We start from the raw sequence: 17,141 nt of genomic DNA on the forward strand, positions 1-17,141 counted from the left end.
ATGAACGTCGAACAAGCCCGCTTCAACATGATCGAGCAGCAGATCCGCCCCTGGGACGTGCTCGACGCCCACGTCCTCGAACTGCTGGCCGTGGTGCGGCGCGAGGACTTCGTGCCCCCCGCGCACCGCGCGCTGGCCTTCGCCGACCTGGAGATCCCGCTGCGCGGCGGCGAGGACGCCATCGCCCGCGGCCAGGTCATGCTGGCCCCGCGCGTCGAGGCGCGCATGCTGCAGGACCTGCAGGTCGCCAAGCACGAGAAGGTGCTGGAGATCGGCACCGGCTCGGGCTTCATGGCCGCGCTGCTGGGCCACCGCGCCCAGCGCGTGCTGACGCTGGAGATCGACCCCGGCCTGGCCCAGGCGGCGCACGCGAACCTGCAACGCGCCGGCGTGCTCAACGTCGAGGTCCGCGTGGCCGACGGCGCCAGCGCCGACCTGTCGGCCGACGGCCCGTTCGACGCCATCGTGTTGTCCGGCTCGGTCGCGCAGTTGCCCGAGCCGCTGCTCGCCCTGCTCAAGCCCGGTGGCCGCCTGATGGCCATCGTGGGCGACGAGCCCATGATGCGCGCCACCCTGGTGCACCACGCCGGCAATGGCCTGGTCAGCACCCAGCCCTGGGACGTCGTGGCACCGCGGCTGGCCAACTTCCCGGAGCCGGCGCGCTTCCGTTTTTGAAGCGCTCCGCGCAGGCAGGACGCGAGCTTGAGCCACTTTTTACCATGATCGAGCAAATCACCCCGCGCGACCTGCCGGCCTGGCTGCACGCCGCGGCCGAGGACGGCGCGCCGCTGCTGCTGGACGTGCGCGAGCCTGCGGAATGGCAGGCCGCCAGCGTGCGCGCGGCCGGCGCCGAGCTGCTGCAATGCCCCATGCACGGCGTCCCCGCGCGGCTGGCCCAGCTCGACCCCGACCGCCCGGTGGCCGTGCTGTGCCACCACGGCGGGCGCAGCATGCAGGTAGCGATGTTCCTGCAGCGGCACGGCTTCGCCCGCGTGGCCAACGTGGCCGGCGGCATCGACGCCTGGTCGCTGCAAGTCGATCCCACTGTGCCGCGCTACTGATCCGCCGCCGAAAGCCGTCCATGCCCCTGCCCTCGTCCCTGCGCTGCTTCCAAATCCTGGCACTCGCCGCCGCGCTCGCCGCCGGTGGCGGCGCCCAAGCGCAGTCGCTGCTGCAGCTCTACGACACCGCGCACGGCTACGACGCCGCCTACCAGTCGGCCCTGGCCCAGGCGCAGGCCCGCCAGGCCCGCGCCGACCAGGCGCGCGCCGGGCTGCTGCCGCAGGTCGGCCTGCAGGCCGGGGCGCAGCGCAACTGGGCCGAGACCAGCGTGCTGGACAACCGCGGCAGCCGCGTGTTCAACGTGCTCAACGCGGCGGTGGTCGGCTCGCAGCCGCTGTACCGGCCCGCCAACCGCATCACCTGGGACCAGGGCCGGCGCGCGGCCGAGGCGGCGCAGGTCAACCTGGCCGGCGCCGGGCAGGACCTGATCGTGCGCCTGTCGCAGGCCTACTTCGACGTGCTGGGCGCGCAGGACGCGCTGGCCTCGGTGCGCGCGCTGAAAGCGGCCGTCGCCGAGCAGCTCGAATCGGCCAAGCGCAACTTCGAGGTCGGCAACGCCACCATCACCGACAGCCGCGAGGCGCAGGCGCGCTTCGACCTGGCGATGGCGCAGGAGATCGCCGCCGACAACGACCTGCGCGTCAAGAAGCTGGCGCTCGACCAACTGGTCGGCCAGACCGGCATCGACCCGCGCCCGCTGGCCCAACCCATCGTGCTGCCCGCGCCACGGCCCGACGACGTGAACGCGTGGGTCGCCCAGGCCACCGACCAGCACCCCGGCGTGGTGCAAGCGCGCATGGCGCTGGACATCGCCCGGCTGGAAACCGCCAAGGCCAAGACCGGCCACCTGCCCACGGTGGACCTGCAGGCCAGCGTCGGCCAGACGCGCTACCCGGACGGCAATCCCAGCCTCTCGGCCGCGCCCAGCGCCCGCTACCGCACCACCAATGCCGGCATCGGCGTGGTGCTGAACTGGCCGCTGTTCGCCGGCTTCGCGGTCGAGAACCGCGTGCGCGAGACCCTCGCGCTGGAGGAAAGCGCCCGCGCCGACCTGGACAACGCCACGCGCACCGTCGCGCAAGCCACGCGCGCGGCCTTCTTCGGCGTGCGCTCCGGGCTGGGCCAGGTCAAGGCGCTGGAGGCGGCCGAGCGGTCCAGCCTGACCGCGCTGGAAGCCAACCGCCTGGGCTACCAGGTGGGCGTGCGCATCAACATCGACGTGCTGAACGCGCAAAGCCAGCTCTACCAGACCCAGCGCGACCTGGCGCGGGCGCGCTACGACGTGCTGGTGGGCCTGCTGCGGCTGAAGCAGGCGGCCGGGGCGCTGACGGCGGCCGACCTGGGGCCGGTCAACCAAATGCTGGCGCCCTGAGCGGGCCACGGCCCCGATTTTCAAGACGAATCGGGCCCAAGCCCGCGCGGATATTACGCCGGAAGCTATCAATAAAGTAGCGACCTCGGGTTCTCAGCCGTTCCTGGCCCGCGCTCCACCCGAAGCGCACGATCCCCCAGGAGTCCAACGGCCGCAGAGCAGGCCATGCCAGTGCACTCCTGGCCGGGGTCTCCCCGGCCAGCGGGTGCGCGCCCTTGGGGGGGAAGCGCAACATCGCGCAGCGAGTGGAGCCACGGGGGGTGGCTTATTTCATTGGGGTGCTGGCGCGCTGCTCGGGCGCCTCTTCCAGCGCCGCCTCCAGCCACAGCGCCGCCACGAAGCGCTTGTTGAACAGCAGCCACAGCATGATCGGCGCCACCGGCGTCAGCATGAGAAAGCCGAACTGGTAGCCGTAGGCCACCACCTCGGCCACCCAGGACGGGTATTTCAGATACGCCGCGCCGTAGGGCCCCGACAGCAGCACCACGTCGCGCAGCCACTGGAAGCAGATGCCCCAGGCCTGCGCCGGCAGCAGCAGCACGCTGCCGATCAGCCCCTTGAGCCACCAGCGCTCGGTGCGCGAGGCCAGCAGCATGGCCCACAGCAGCACCAGGCCATAGCCGTAGGTCGGGTAGCTGACCTCGGGCGCCAGCTCGCCCAGCGCGTCACCCTGGGGGCCGGTCATGCGCACCTGCACCAGGGTGTGCAGCACCGCGTTCACGCCGTCCTGCGCCCAGCCGTCCACCCAGGAGAACAGGCCTTGCATCACCGTGCCGGCCAGCCAGATCGCCGGCACCGCCAGCCAGCGCGCCGCCCAGTACCACAGCGGCAGCAGCAGCATCAGCCACAGGATGGCCAGCAGCAGGAAGCGGCCGATCAGGCTAGCCCGCATGGCTGGCCTTGCGCAGCGTGGGCTGGGGGTCGCGCTTGGCCACGTAGCGCATCCACAGCAGCCACACCACCAGCACGTCCAGCATGATCAGCGCCTGCCACATGTACAGGTGCGCGAACTCGAACACCTTGAGGTCCCACTGGCCGATGAAGAACAGGCTGACCACGCGCAGCAAGTTGACGAACTGCACCGCGATGAAGCCCAGGCCGATGCCCCAGAGCTTCATCTTCCAGCTCGACGGGAAGGCCAGCATCGCCGCCAGCAGCACGATGGTGGCCTCCACCCCGTTGCAGCCCGGCTCGATCGACACGCCGAAGCCCGTCTTGGCGCTCTGCAGCACCCGGCCGTAGGAGATGACCGAAGGGTCGAAGAAGTGCACGATCAGCGCGCTGGCCTTGGCCACCAGCCCGGTCCAGGGCTGCACCACGGCCTGCTGCACCGGCTGCAGCATCTCGACGCCGAACAGCACGGCCTGCACGCCCAGGAAGATCAGGAAGAAACGGAACATGGTGGATCAGGGGGCTGGGGAACGGCCGTCGGGCGCGTCCCCGCATGATGGCGATGCGGCGACTGTAGCATCGTGTTGTCCTTTTGCCCCCACCCGGAGCGCCATCGCCCGCGCCGTGCGCGCCGCCGCGCCCTGGTGCTGGCGCGCGAAGGCGCGGCCGGCCTCGGCCATGCGTGCGCGCCCGGCGCCGTCGGCCAGCAGGACTTGGGCGCGGCGCAGCGCGGCGGCCAGGTCGGGCACGCGCTCGGCGGCGCCGGCGGCCCGGGCCTGCTCGGCGGCCTGGGCGAAGTTGAAGGTGTGCGGCCCCATCAGCACCGGGCAGCCGCAGGCGGCGGCCTCGATCAGGTTCTGCCCGCCCAGCGGGGCGAAGCTGCCGCCCAGCAGCGCCACATCGGCCAGGGCGTAGTAGGCTGGCATCTCGCCCAGGCTGTCACCCAGCCACACATCGGCGGGTTCGGGGCCGTCCGCCCATTGGCTGCGCCGGCCCACGGTCAGGCCGTGCTGGCCGGCGAGCGCGGCCACCTCGTCGAAGCGCTGCGGGTGGCGCGGCACGACCAGCCACTGCGGGCGGATCGCCTCGTTAGCTTCTTTTTCGATAGCTTGTGGCGCAGATTCCGCGCCGGCCAGAGCCCGAATCTGCTTGAAAAACTCGGCCTCTTCCCCTTCACGCGAACTGGCCAGCAGCAGCACCGGCCGGCCGGCCCGGGCGCGCCACGCCTGGCCCTGGGCCAGCAGCGCCTGGGACGGCTGGGCGTCGAACTTGAGGTTGCCCAGCACGCCCTCGACTGGCGCGCCCAACTGGCGCAGGCGGTCGGCGTCCTGGTCGGTCTGCGCCCACACGGCGCCGAGGCCGGCGTAGGCGGCCTTGAGCAGCCGGCCCGCGCGCTGGGCGCCGCGCAGCGACTGGTCGGACAGGCGCGCGTTGGCCAGCACCAGGGGCACGCCCTCGTCCGCGCAGGCGCGCACGAGGTTGGGCCAGACCTCGGTTTCCATCAGCACGCCGATGTCGGGCCGGTAGCGGCGCGCGAAGCGGCGCGTGGCGGCGCGCGTGTCCCAGGGCTGCCAGAGCTGCACGTCGCCGGGCTGCAGCAGCTGCGCGCCTTCGGCGCGGCCGGTGGCGGTGCCGTGGGTGAGCAGCAGGCGCATGCCCGGCCATTGCGCGCGCAGCGCGGGCAGCAGCGCGGCGGCGGCGCGCGTCTCGCCCAGCGACACGGCGTGGAGCCACACCAGCGGCGCGCCATCGGCCGGCTGCGGGCGTTCGGGCGCCGCGCCGTAGCGGCCGAAGCGCTCGTCCACCGCCTGCAGGTAGCCGGGCTCGGCCTGGCCCCGGCGGCGCAGCTTGCGCCGCAGCAGCGGCTGGGCCAGCCACGTGGCGAGGTCGTAGAGGGCGCGCAGCATGGCCGGTGGATGCTACTGATTCAAGAGCTGCCGGCGCAATGCCGGCGCCGGCTGAAAGGCAAAATCATCTTGAACTTCAATGCGCCGCGCCGCCCACCCGCGCGTCGGGCTTGACGCGGCGCAGCAGCGCCAGCATGTCGGCTTCGATGCGCGCCAGCGCGGCCTCGCTCTGCCCCTCGAAGCGCAGCACCAGCACGGGCGTGGTGTTGCTGGCGCGGATCAGGCCGAAGCCGTCGGGCCAGTCCACGCGCAGGCCGTCGATGGTCGAAACGACCGGCGCCCCCACGCTCCCCGCTGCGCGTGGTTCGCTGCCCCCCGAGGGGCCGCTCGCGCCTTGGGACAGCCCGGCGGCGCTCGGCGCCGGCGCGGCGAACACGTCGCCGGCCAGCGCCTGCAATTCAGCCGCCAGGCGATGCGGCTCGCCCTCGGCGCAGGGCACGTTCAGCTCGGGCGTCGAGAAGCTGGTGGGCAGCGCGTTCAGCACCGCGCTGGGGTCGGGGTGGCGGCAGAGGATCTCCAGCAGCCGGCAGCCGGCGTAGGTGCCGTCGTCGAAGCCGTACCAGCGCTCCTTGAAGAAGATGTGGCCGCTCATCTCGCCGCCCAGCGGCGCGTCGACTTCCTTCATGCGGGCCTTGATCAGCGAGTGGCCGGTCTTGTGCATCAGCGGCACGCCACCGGCGGCTCGGATGGCGGGCGCCAGGCGCTGCGAGCACTTGACGTCGAAGACGACGGTGCCGCCCGGCACGCGCGCCAGCACGTCCTGCGCGAACAGCATCATCTGGCGGTCGGGGAAGATGGTCTGGCCGTCCTTGGTGACGATACCCAGTCGGTCGCCGTCGCCGTCGAAGGCCAGGCCCAGCTCGGCGTCGGTGGCGGCCAGCGCGGCGATCACGTCGCGCAGGTTCTCGGGCTTGCTGGGGTCGGGGTGATGGTTGGGAAAGCGGCCGTCCACCTCGGTGAACAGCTCGACCACCTGGCAGCCGATGGCGCGCAGCACGGCCGGCGCGCTGGCCCCGGCCACGCCGTTGCCGCAGTCCACCACGACCTTCATCGGCCGCGCCAGCCGGATGTCGCCCACGATGCGCCGCAGGTAGGCGTCAAACACGTCGTGCCGGCGCACCGAGCCGCCTTCGCGGCGCTGCCAGCCTTCAGCCTCCATCACGGCGCGCAAGCCCTGGATCTCGTCGCCGTGAATCGCCCGGCCGCCCAGCACCATCTTGAAGCCGTTGTCGTCGCGTGGGTTGTGGCTGCCCGTGACCTGGATGCCCGACGTGGCCAGCGTGTGCGCGGCGAAGTACAGCATGGGCGTGGTGGCCAGGCCGATGTCGATGACCTCGACGCCGGCCGCCGCCAGCCCCCGGATCAGCGCCTGGGCCAGCGCCGGCCCGGACAGCCGGCCGTCGCGGCCCACGGCCACCACGCGCTCGCCCAGGGCCAGGGCCCGCGTGCCAAAGGCCAGGCCCAGGGCCTCGGCCACGCCCTCGTCCAGCGTGGCGGGCGTGGTGCCGCGGATGTCGTAGGCTTTGAAGATGGCGGGATGGAGCTGCATGAGGCGGCATTGTAGGCAGCGCGGGGAACTATACTTTCAATAGCATCTTACGCAGTGTGCGAGCGGTCTGAAGCCCGGAATGACTTGAAACCCGACGCTGGCGGGCACGAACCGGAGGAGGACGGGGATGGAATCGGTGGTTCTCGTGGTGGCCCTGGGCGCCGCGGTCGCGGGCTTCGTGCAGGGGCTGTCCGGCTTCGCCTTCGGCATGGTGTCGATGTCGTTCTGGGCCTGGGTGCTGGAGCCGCGCCTGGCCGCCACGCTGGCGGTGTTCGGCGCGCTGCTGGGGCAGGTGCTGGCGGCGCTGACGGTGCGGCGCGGCTTCGACGGGCGGCGCCTGCTGCCCTTCGTGCTGGGCGGGCTGGCCGGCATTCCGCTGGGCGTGGCGCTGCTGCCGCACCTGGACATGGTGTGGTTCCGGGCCGTGCTGGGCACGCTGCTGGCGCTGTGGTGCCCGGCGATGCTGCTGTCGGCCCGGCTGCCGCGCCTGACGGCGGGCGGGCGCGTGGCCGACGGCGCCGTGGGCCTGGCCGGCGGCGTGATGGGCGGGCTGGGCGGCTTCACCGGCGCGCTGCCCACGCTGTGGTGCACGCTGCGCGGCTACCCCAAGGACGCGCAGCGCGCCGTGATCCAGAACTTCAACCTGTCGATGCTGGCGGTGACCATGGCCATCTACCTGGCCACCGGCATCGTCACGCGCGAGATGCTGCCCATGTTCGCGGTCGTGGCGCCAGCCATGCTGGTGCCGACGCTGCTGGGCACGCGCGTGTACATCGGCATCAGCGAGGCGCGCTTCAGGCAGATCGTGCTGGGGCTGCTGACGGCCTCGGGGCTGGCGATGCTGGCGTCGTCGCTGCCGCGGCTGCTGGAGCGGCTGGGGTGACCGCCGCCACGCCGGTGGACAGGTCCGGAAACGACCAGCCGCGCCGCGCACGCCGCCTATCATGGCCGGCGTGGGCCCGCTCGCCCCCGTGCTCGATGCCGACGCCTGCTACCGCGCCCTCGAGTCGCGGGACGCGCGCTTCGACGGCGCCTTCTTCACCGGCGTCACCTCCACCACTGGCCCGACGCCTTTCCCGCCGGCGACGTGGCCCTTCAGAAGGCCCTGGGCGTGCCCAGCGCGCGCGCCGCCGAGGCACTGGCCGAACGCTGGCGCCCGTGGCGCGGCCATGCCGTGGTCCGCGCCTGGCACGGCGCGCACCAGGCCGTGTCCGCCGGACTATGAATTCGATAGCTGCCACCGCTGGACCCGCGCCGGCAAAACCGCGAAAACCATGAAAAACCCTGCCCTCACCGCGCCCCCCTTTGCCCAGGACTGGCCGCCGGGCAATTCGATTGATGCCGCGCCGACATCAAAGCAAGGCGGCAATTTCATCGCCGCCGGCGCCGGCCACGGCGGCCGCCTCGCCCATACTCTCGGCCATGCCGGCATCGGTCGCACTCGAATTCATCCTCCTGGCGGCGCTCTGGGGCGCCTCCTTCATGTTCCTGCGCATGGGTGCGCTGGAGTTCGGGCCGCTGCCCACGGCGGGGCTGCGCGTGGCCATCGCCGCGCTGGCGCTGCTGCCGGTGATGCTGGCGCGCGGCCTGGGGCCGCAGTTGCGCCAGCACTGGAAGCCGGTGCTGTTCTGCGGCGTCATCAACTCGGCCGTGCCGTTCGCGCTGTTCAGCCATGCGCTGCTGTCCATCAGCACCGGACTGTCGTCCATCCTCAACGCCACCGTGCCGCTGTTCGGCGCGCTGGTGGCCTGGGGCTGGCTGGGCGACCGGCCGGGCGCCTCGCGCGCGCTGGGGCTGGCCATCGGCTTCGTCGGCGTCGCCATGCTGGCGGGCGGCGAGGCCGGCTTCAGGCCGGGCGCCTCGGCGTCGGCCACCTTCTGGGGCATCGCCGCCTGCCTGCTGGCCACCCTCAGTTACGGCGTGTCGGCCAGCTACACGCGGCGCTACCTGGGCGGCCTGAACCCGCTGATGACGGCCACCGGCAGCCAGATCGGCGCCGCGCTGGGGCTGGCGCTGCCGACGCTGCTGCTGTGGCCCGCGCGGATGCCCCGCCCGCAGGCTTGGCTGGGCCTGCTGGCGCTGGGCCTGCTGTGCACGGCCGTGGCCTACGTGCTGTTCTTCCGTCTGATCGACCGGCTCGGCCCGGCGCGCGCCATCACCGTGACCTTCGCCATCCCGGTGTTCGCGGTGTTCTACGGCGTGACGCTGCTGGGCGAAACGCTGACGCCCTGGATGCTGCTGTGCGGCCTGGTCGTGCTGTGCGGCACCGCGCTGGCCACGGGCGCGATCCGTCTGTTCGGCCGATAGCTATGATTTACAGAGCGCCTTGTGCTTGGCTGGCGCCAGTTGCGAGCATTCTTTCCACGTAGCGCGCAATCAGGTCGATCTCCAGGTTGACCGGCGCGCCCGCCGCCAGCGCGTGCAGCGCGGTGTTCTGCACGGTGTGCGGGATGAGGTTGATGCTGGCCTCGCAACCCGCCGCCAGGTCGGCCACGCGGTTGACCGTCAGGCTGACGCCGTTGACGGTGATCGAGCCCTTGTAGGCCAGATACTTGCCCAGCGCGCTCGGGGCCAGCACGCGCAGCTCCCAGCTCTCGCCCACCGGCGCGAAGTGCGTCACCTGGCCGATGCCGTCCACGTGCCCCGCGACGATGTGCCCGCCCAGCCGGTCGTGCGCGCGCAGCGCCTTTTCCAGGTTGACCGGGCCGAGCCGGTCCAGCCCCGCCGTGCGCGCCAGCGATTCGGCCGAGATGTCGATGGCGAAGCGCCCCGCAGGCCGGTCCACGGCCGTGGCCGTCATGCACGCGCCGTTGATGGCAATGCTGTCGCCCAGCCCCACGTCGTCCAGGTAGCCGGGCGGCGTCTCGACCGCCAACTGCTTGCCGTGCGCGCTGCTCGCGCCCAGATCGCGCACGTCGGCGATGCGGCCGACGGCGGTGATGATGCCTGTGAACATTGAGCGGCGCCCCTCAAAAAAATGCCCCACGCTCCCCCGCCGTGCGTGGTGCGCTGCCCCGGATGAGACGCTTCTGGCGTGGAGCGGCCCGGTGGCGAAACTCCCAAAAAACCTCGCCGGAGCACCAGAAGATCGAGGGCAGCCATCCGCGAACAACAAAGCCGCTGACGACGATCTCGTCAGCGGCTTCATGATACCAAGTGGTAGGCCGTGCTGGGCTCGAACCAGCGACCAAAGGATTATGCTTGCCACTTCGGTTTTCACCGCCCGTTTCCGGTTCGTGGTCTGGACTCTGTCTTGCCTTTCGGCCTTCCCGTCGAGTCTCTACACGTTCCCTCTGACGAAGGCTTCGCTCGGCGTTGGCATAGCGCCTCAGCGCCTTAGCGTTCACCGAATTTGAGAAGTTCTACCATCAAGGCAGAGTGAACTTACCTTGAGCAACCCGATGGGATGCTTCCGTTCCTTGGCAACGCCAAGGGGCAGGAATCCTCCCGTTAAGTCCTCTGCTCTAACCAACTGAGCTAACGGCCCACAGCTTTTGATTATCGCACTCAGATGCCGGTCGAGGTAAGGCAGCTCGCAAGGACGGCACGCTTGCGCTGATGCAGCGTGGCGCGCGCGGCACGCGCTGCATACCGGTGGTTGACGCTGTTAATATCCGCGCATCCTGAGCCGAAACGCCCTGGTCATCCTCGCGGCCCCAGGCAGGCCGCACTTCATCGGGTACCGACGTGATCAACAGGCCGAACCCCCTGCCGATGCCACTGGATTGACCTCGTTACCGCACACCTTTTTCCATGCGCCGCTGGCTCGCCATTCTTTTGCTCGTGCTGTTGCCTGCCCAGACGACCTGGGCAGTGGTGGCCAGCTATTGCGCCCACCAGCCAGGCGCGGCGGCAAGCCACCTCGGGCACCATGAGGACGGCTCGCATGGCCACACTTCCCCCCTGCTCGATGGATCGGGCACGCCGGATCCCAGCAGCAATGCCACGGCCAGCGCCAGTCACGACTGCGAGCACTGCCACGGGCAACACGCGGCCATGCCGTTCCGTGTCGAGCCGCTTGGACTCGACTTCATTCCAGGTTCATCCGCTTCGGCCAGCGATGATCTAGAGACTGCATCCGCGCCAGCCAGACCCGAGCGCCCCAAATGGGTTCACCTCGCCTGATCGGCGAGGCGGGATCTTCTTTTCCCTGATTCCCGTTCGTATCCGAGCGTCCTCTACGCTGGGCGTTCGAATCCGGCGCGGCCGCTTGGTCGCTGTTCGCCGATCTCCTGTGTGTCCCCCTCAACACTGGAGCATCGGATGCATCCGAAAACACGAATACCGATCCGTCTGCGGCAAGCCGTGCTTGCCATCACCGTGGCCGGCATGAATGCCGGCACATATGCCCAATCAACAAAGCCGCCAGCCAGCCTGAAGGATCTCTTCGACGCGGCCTGGGCGCAGCAGCCCGAATCTCAGGCACTGTTGGCGCGCAGGGACGCCGTGCAGGCACAGCGGCGTGCGGCGGCGGCCTGGGCGCCGGAGGCACCCGCACTCGAAGTCACCCACAAGACTGATCGGCTCAACCGCAACAACGGTGCCCGCGAGTTCGAGGTCGGCATTGCCATCCCCCTGTGGCTACCAGGCGAACAGCGCGGCAGCAGTGCGCTGGCGGATGCCGAAGCGGCAGCACTGGCGAGCCGGGTGGAAGCGGCGCGACTGCGACTCGCCGCCACGGTGCGTGAGGCGTGGTGGAACTGGCAGCTCGCACACACAGGTGCCGAAATGGCGCGCGCGCAGTTGGACAATGCGCGTCGCATTGCCGCCGACGTCGCGCGGCGCGCCAAGGCCGGCGACTTGGCACGGGCCGACCAGCACCAGGCCGATGGCGCCGTCGCTGCGGCCGAAGCCAGCGTGGCGCAGTCCGGGGCAGGGGCGACGACGGCGTTGCAGCAACTGAAAGCGTTGACCGGTGGCGTTGCCCTCCCAACGCTTGCGGACACGTCATCTGCCGAGCCTGAACCTGCGCCGGAAGACACGTCCGCACATCCCGCGCTGAGCGAACTGCAGGACCGTGCCACCGTGGCCGAGCGCACCGCGGCCCTGGCTGCCAGGCAGTCACGCGCGAACCCGGAGCTGATGCTGTCCACCACACGCGACCGTGGGGCGCTCGGCGAGCGTTACGACCAAACCATCACGCTGGGGATTCGAATTCCGCTCGGCGCAAGCCCTCGCCACGACAGCCGCGTGGCGGCTGCTCGGGCCGATGCGGTGGAAGCGCAAGCCCAGCTCGCGCTGGACAGGGCGCGGTTGCAGTCCGAGCGAGAGGCCGCCGCCGTCCGCGTCGATGCCGCTCGCGCCCAACTCGCAGCCACCGAACGCCGTTCCACTCTGGCGCGTGAGACCCGCGGATTCTTCGACAAGTCCTTCCGCCTGGGCGAGACCGATCTTCCGACACGCCTGCGCATCGAGGCTGAAGCCACCGAGGCCGAACGCCAAGCGGCACGCAGCCGCATCGAGTTGGCCGCGGCGATTTCCGCATGGCGCCAGGCGCTGGGCCTGCTGCCGCAATGAACCCGCTGACCGGCCACGAACCTTCTTCCGGATCTTCAACATGAAATTCACCTCCTTACTGGCAGTGCTGAGCGTCACCACAGCTCTCCTACTGTCTCCGCTGGCGCACGCCGATGATGGCCATGACCATGGCGATGCCACCCCTGTCGCCACCGGGCCCGCACTCCCGCGATTCGCCGCCGTCTCCGACATCTTCGAGCTTGTCGGAGTGCTCAACGGCAAGCACATCACCCTCTACCTTGACCGCGCCATCGACAACGCGCCAGTGACCGACGCCCAGATCGAACTCGAAGTCGCGGGCGAGAAGCACACCGCCGAGAAACATGAAGACGTCTACGAGGTCGTGCTGGCGGCCGAGCCCGCGCCGGGTTTACTGCCGATCACAGCGACGGTCACCGCGGGAGGCGACGTCGATCTCCTTGCCGGTGAATTCGACCATCACGGGGATGCGCATGCCGATACGACCGCGCCCGCCAAACCCTGGATGCGCCATGCGGCCTGGGCCGCAAGCGTGACCGCTGCGCTGGCGATCCTGTTCGTCATCGGCCGCCGCTTGACGGCCTCTCGTCAACGCCGCGCAGGAGATGCCGCATGACCTCGAAGCACATTCTTCTCGCAGTCACCGCCGGGCTGTCACTGGGCGCGGCCTCCTGCGCATTCGCTGGCGAAGGTCATGACCACGGCGGCGCGCCCGCGGCGCCGAACGCCAATGGCCCCCAGCGCCTGCCCGATGGCGGCGTATTCCTGCCCAAGCCCGCGCAACGGCAACTCGGCGTGCGCACCCTGCTCACCGACGAGGGAGCGTTGCCGCGTTCGTTCGAGCTGAACGGCAAGGTGGCGATGGACCCCAACGCCGGAGGCAAGGTACAGCCGTTGAACGCCGGCCGCCTCGAACCGGGGCCCCGAGGTCTGCCGAACCCCGGCCAAGTGGTGCGCAGGGGCGAGGTCCTGGCCTATGTCGTGCCCTCCTCAGCGCCCATCGAACGTTCGAACCAGGCCGCGCAACTGGCTGAACTGCGCGCGGCCAAGAGCCTGGCCGACAAGCGCGTCGCGCGCTTGCAGGAACTGGCCGACACCGTGCCACGCAAGGACATCGAGGCGGCCGAGAGCGAGGCACGCAGCCTGACCGAGCGCGTCGCCGCCGTTGGCCGAGGCCTCTCCAGCCGCGAGGCACTGGTCGCACCTGTTTCGGGCGTGATCGCCTCCGCCAACGCCGTGACAGGCCAGGTGGTCGATGCCCGCGAACTCGTCTTCGAGATCGTCGACCCGGCCCGGCTGCGCATCGAAGCGCTCGCCTTCGACACGACGATCGGCTCGGACATCGGCAGCGCCACGCTCGCCGTCGGCAAGGAGCGCGTGTCACTGACCTTCGTCGGTGCCGCGCGCAGCCTGCGCGAGCAAGCGTTGCCGCTGGCGTTCCGCGCGGAAGGGGCCGCGCTGTCGGCGCTGGCCGTCGGCCAGCCGGTACGCGTCTTCGTTCAGAGCAAGGCAAAGGTAAAGGGCATCGCGGTGCCGGTGGCCTCCCTGATGAAGAACTCCGCCAACCAGACCATCGTCTGGGTGAAAACCGCACCCGAGCGATTCGAGCCGCGCCCTGTCACGGCTGAGCCGCTGGACGGTGTGAACGTGGCGATCACGTCGGGCTTGGCGGCCGGCGACCGTGTGGCTACGCAAGGGGCCACACTGATCAACCAGGTGCGCTGAGGAGTCCACATGTTCAAGTGGCTTCTCGATAACAGCCTGGCCAACCGGCTGCTGGTGATCATCGCCAGCGTGGTGCTGATGGCCTACGGGGCATTCACGCTGTCCCAAACACCGGTGGACGTATTCCCGGACCTCAACAAGCCCACCGTCACGGTCATGACCGAGGCCGGCGGCATGGCCGCCGAGGAGGTGGAGCAGCTCATCACCTTCCCGCTGGAGACGACGATGAACGGGCTGCCCGGCGTCGAGTCGGTGCGCTCGACCTCATCGGCCGGCCTGTCCTTCCTCTACGTCACGTTCAACTGGAGCACGGACATCTTCCGCGCCCGGCAGTTGGTCTCCGAGCGGCTGGCCTCGATGGAGGAAGGCTTGGCCGAAGGTGTCGTGCCGCGCATGGGGCCGATCAGTTCGATCATGGGCGAGATCATGCAGATCGCGATTCCCGTCGATCCGCAAAAAATCAGCGCGATGGCCGTGCGCGAATACGCCGACTGGGTACTGCGTCCCAGGCTGTTGTCGGTGCCGGGCGTGGCGCAGGTGATCCCGATCGGCGGCGAGGTACGGCAATTCCAGGTGCAGCCGAACACGGCCCGCATGGCCGAACTGGGCATCACGCACGATCAGCTTGAAGCCGCGCTCAAGGGCTTCTCGGCCAACACCTCGGGTGGATTCCTGGAGCTGAACGGTCGGGAGTACCTGATCCGCAACCTCGGCCGCACCTCACGCCTGGATGATCTGAAGAACCTTGCGCTCACCGCCCATCAGGGCCAGCCCATCCTGCTGCGCCAGATCGCCGAGGTGAGTTTCGCCGCCGCCATCAAGCGCGGCGATGCCGGCTTCGAGGGCAAGCCGGCCGTGATCCTGGGCATCCAGAAGCAGCCCACCGCCGACACGATTGCCTTGACCACTGCCATCGAAGACGCATTGGCCGGGCTGCAGGCCTCGCTGCCCGCGGGCATGGAGGCGCCCCGCGTCACCTTCCGCCAGGCGAGCTTCATCGAGGCATCGATCACCACGCTGCAGGGCAAGTTGATCGGCGCGTCGGTGTTCGTCGCGGCAATTCTGTTCTTCTTCCTCGGGACGCTGCGGCCGACCGTCATCGCGTTGACGGCGATTCCCGTCTCGATCTTCATCACCGCCCTGGTCTTCCGCTATTTCGGCTTGTCGATCAACACGATGACGCTCGGCGGCCTGGCCATCGCGATCGGCGGTTTGGTGGACGATGCGGTGGTCGGCGTGGAGAACGTGCTGCGCAGGCTGAAGGAGGACCGGGCGAAGCATGCCGACAAGCGGCTGCACCCGCTCGAAGTGGTGGGCCGCGCGACGATGGAGGTGCGCTCGGCCATTCTCTATGCCACGGTGATCATCGTGCTGGTCTTCATCCCGCTGTTCGCGCTGCCGGGGCTGGAAGGCAAGCTGTTCGTGCCGCTGGGCATCGCCTTCATCGTCTCGACACTGGCTTCGCTGGTGGTGTCGGTGACGATCACACCGGTGCTGAGCTTCTTCCTGCTGCCACGCATGAAGAACCTCGATCACGGTGACACCAAGGTGCTCGCCTGGCTGAAGGCGCGCTACCGCAACGGCCTGGAGGCCGTGCTGGAACGGCCCAAGGCCGCGCTCGCCGCGGCGGCCATCGCGGTGATGGCCGCCACGGCCGCGGTGCCCTTCTTCCCGACCACCTTCCTGCCGCCGTTCAACGAAGGCACGCTGCTGATCGGCCTGCGGCTGAACCCTGGAGTCACTCTGTCCGAAAGCTCCGCCGTGGCGCGCCAGGCCGAGGTGCTGGTGAGCCAGGTGCCGGAGGTCACGCATGTCGGGCGGCGCAGCGGTCGCGCCGAGCTGGACGAGCATGCCGAGGGCGTGCACGTCAGCGAACTCGATGTCGGCCTCAAGCCAACCGCCGAACTCACACGCAGCATGGATGAGGTCAGGGCCGACATCCGCGCACGCCTGGCCAACCTGCCGGCCGCCATCGAGATCGGGCAGCCGATCTCGCACCGCATCGACCACATGCTCTCGGGTGTGCGTTCGCAGATCGCGATCAAGGTCTTCGGCGAGGATCTGGATGCACTGCGCGGGCAAGCCGAGGCGCTGCGGCAGCGGCTGGCGGCGATTCCCGGGATCGCCGACCTGCAGGTCGAGAAGCAGGTGCTCGCGCCGCAGATCAAGGTGCATATCGACTACGCCGCGGCCGCGCAGTACGGCGTACCGGCACCGCAGGTGCTGGCCACATTGCAGAGCCTGGTCGAAGGCGAGAAGATCGCGCAGATCGTCGAAGGGGGGCGGCGCTTTGCGCTGGTGGTGAAACTGCCCGAGGCGGCGCGGTCGATCGACGGGCTGAACCAGATCCTGATCGAAACGCCGACGGGCCGCATCCCGCTCTCGAAGGTCGCGACGATCGAGGACGGCGACGGCCCCAACCAGATCAGCCGCGACGACGGCAAGCGCCGCATCGTGCTGTCGGCCAACGCGTCAGGTCGTGCGCTGTCGGAGATCGTCGCGGACATTCGCAAGGTCGTCGCCGAAACCCGATTGCCCGAGGGGACCTTCATCACGCTGGGCGGCCAGTTCCAGGCACAGGAAGAGGCCTCGCGGCTCGTCGGCCTGCTGTCCATCGTGTCGCTGGTGCTGATGTTCGTGGTGCTGTACAGCCGCTACAAGTCGAGCACTCTCTCGGCACTGATCATGGTCAACATCCCGCTGGCCCTGGTCGGCGCGGTGATCGGACTGTGGATGTCGGGCCAGCCGCTGTCGGTGGCCGCGCTCGTCGGCTTCATCACGCTGGCCGGCATCTCGGTGCGCAACGGCATCCTCAAGGTCAGCCACTACATCAACCTGATGCGCTTCGAGGGCGAGAGCTTCGACCAGAAGATGATCGTGCGCGGCTCTCTCGAACGGCTGAGCCCGGTGCTCATGACGGCGCTGGTCACGGCCTTTGCGCTGGCACCGCTGCTGTTCGAGGCAGAGCAGCCCGGCACCGAGGTGCTGCATCCGGTGGCCGTGGTGATCTTCTCGGGCCTGATCAGCTCGACGCTGCTCGACACCTTCCTCACGCCCGCGATGTTCTGGCTGTTCGGCCGTAAGGATGCCGAGCGGCTGGAGAACGACAAGGATGTCGAGGCGCTGTGATTCCCAAGTT

At 69.7% G+C, this 17,141-nt stretch carries 15 protein-coding genes and 1 pseudogene; 11 read left to right on the forward strand and 5 right to left on the reverse strand.

The features are described from left to right. From IPG65_RS18595 to IPG65_RS18605, 3 genes are read left to right on the forward strand one after another with little or no spacing between them, the layout of a single operon-like run. Entirely contained in the window at window positions 1-675 is a 675-nt protein-coding gene (locus IPG65_RS18595; protein WP_293192697.1) for a protein-L-isoaspartate O-methyltransferase, read from the forward strand. A gap of 44 nt (window positions 676-719) precedes the next feature. Continuing rightward, window positions 720-1,061, forward strand: coding sequence for a rhodanese-like domain-containing protein (locus IPG65_RS18600; protein ID WP_293192699.1), 342 nt, complete (start codon window positions 720-722; stop codon window positions 1,059-1,061). A 20-nt stretch (window positions 1,062-1,081) separates the two neighbouring features. After that, complete coding sequence (locus IPG65_RS18605; protein ID WP_293192702.1) at window positions 1,082-2,434, forward strand: TolC family outer membrane protein; 1,353 nt, start codon at window positions 1,082-1,084, stop codon at window positions 2,432-2,434. A 265-nt stretch (window positions 2,435-2,699) separates the two neighbouring features. On the opposite strand, the gene IPG65_RS18610 is transcribed toward IPG65_RS18605, so the two are convergent. The 4 genes from IPG65_RS18610 to IPG65_RS18625 form a co-directional block, all read right to left on the reverse strand. Further along, the gene (locus tag IPG65_RS18610) at window positions 2,700-3,326 is read right to left on the reverse strand and encodes an exosortase H-associated membrane protein (RefSeq protein WP_293192705.1); all 627 of its coding nucleotides are present in this window, start codon (window positions 3,324-3,326) and stop codon (window positions 2,700-2,702) included. Beyond that, entirely contained in the window at window positions 3,316-3,834 is a 519-nt protein-coding gene (xrtH, locus tag IPG65_RS18615; protein ID WP_293192707.1) for an exosortase H, read from the reverse strand. The genes IPG65_RS18610 and xrtH overlap by 11 nt, the downstream gene beginning before the upstream one ends. 6 nt (window positions 3,835-3,840) lie before the next feature. Further along, window positions 3,841-5,232, reverse strand: coding sequence for a 3-deoxy-D-manno-octulosonic acid transferase (locus IPG65_RS18620; RefSeq protein WP_293192709.1), 1,392 nt, complete (start codon window positions 5,230-5,232; stop codon window positions 3,841-3,843). Window positions 5,233-5,308: 76 nt separating this feature from the next. Beyond that, a complete protein-coding gene (locus IPG65_RS18625; protein ID WP_293192711.1) occupies window positions 5,309-6,781 on the reverse strand; it encodes a phosphomannomutase/phosphoglucomutase in 1,473 nt (490 codons plus the stop codon). Window positions 6,782-6,908: 127 nt separating this feature from the next. On the opposite strand from IPG65_RS18625, the gene IPG65_RS18630 reads away from it, so the two are divergent. From IPG65_RS18630 to IPG65_RS18640, 3 genes and pseudogenes are all read left to right on the forward strand, one after another. Further along, window positions 6,909-7,664, forward strand: a complete 756-nt coding sequence (locus IPG65_RS18630; RefSeq protein ID WP_293192713.1) for a sulfite exporter TauE/SafE family protein — start codon at window positions 6,909-6,911, stop codon at window positions 7,662-7,664. A 177-nt stretch (window positions 7,665-7,841) separates the two neighbouring features. Continuing rightward, window positions 7,842-8,006 (forward strand): annotated as a pseudogene (locus IPG65_RS18635) (adenosine deaminase); the annotation flags it as partial. A gap of 197 nt (window positions 8,007-8,203) precedes the next feature. After that, on the forward strand, window positions 8,204-9,088 hold the full coding sequence (locus IPG65_RS18640) for a DMT family transporter (protein ID WP_293192715.1): 885 nt from the start codon (window positions 8,204-8,206) through the stop codon (window positions 9,086-9,088). 7 nt (window positions 9,089-9,095) lie between these two features. On the opposite strand, the gene IPG65_RS18645 is transcribed toward IPG65_RS18640, so the two are convergent. Continuing rightward, window positions 9,096-9,737, reverse strand: a complete 642-nt coding sequence (locus tag IPG65_RS18645; RefSeq protein WP_293192717.1) for a riboflavin synthase — start codon at window positions 9,735-9,737, stop codon at window positions 9,096-9,098. A gap of 797 nt (window positions 9,738-10,534) precedes the next feature. Here IPG65_RS18645 and IPG65_RS18650 point away from each other — a divergent pair. From IPG65_RS18650 to IPG65_RS18670, 5 genes are all read left to right on the forward strand, one after another. Then, window positions 10,535-10,906 (forward strand): hypothetical protein, encoded by a 372-nt coding sequence (locus IPG65_RS18650; RefSeq protein ID WP_293192719.1) that lies wholly within the window; start codon window positions 10,535-10,537, stop codon window positions 10,904-10,906. 138 nt (window positions 10,907-11,044) lie between these two features. After that, a complete protein-coding gene (locus tag IPG65_RS18655) occupies window positions 11,045-12,298 on the forward strand; it encodes a TolC family protein (RefSeq protein ID WP_293192722.1) in 1,254 nt (417 codons plus the stop codon). Window positions 12,299-12,338: 40 nt separating this feature from the next. Beyond that, complete coding sequence (locus IPG65_RS18660) at window positions 12,339-12,893, forward strand: hypothetical protein (RefSeq protein ID WP_293192725.1); 555 nt, start codon at window positions 12,339-12,341, stop codon at window positions 12,891-12,893. Further along, window positions 12,890-14,002: an HlyD family efflux transporter periplasmic adaptor subunit gene (locus IPG65_RS18665; RefSeq protein ID WP_293192727.1), complete on the forward strand. Its 1,113-nt coding sequence runs from the start codon at window positions 12,890-12,892 to the stop codon at window positions 14,000-14,002. The genes IPG65_RS18660 and IPG65_RS18665 overlap by 4 nt, the downstream gene beginning before the upstream one ends. Window positions 14,003-14,011: 9 nt before the next feature. After that, entirely contained in the window at window positions 14,012-17,131 is a 3,120-nt protein-coding gene (locus tag IPG65_RS18670) for an efflux RND transporter permease subunit (RefSeq protein WP_293192729.1), read from the forward strand. Window positions 17,132-17,141: the final 10 nt, after the last annotated feature.

This window comes from Ottowia sp., from assembly GCF_016703145.1.
Classification (GTDB): Bacteria; Pseudomonadota; Gammaproteobacteria; order Burkholderiales; family Burkholderiaceae_C; genus Ottowia.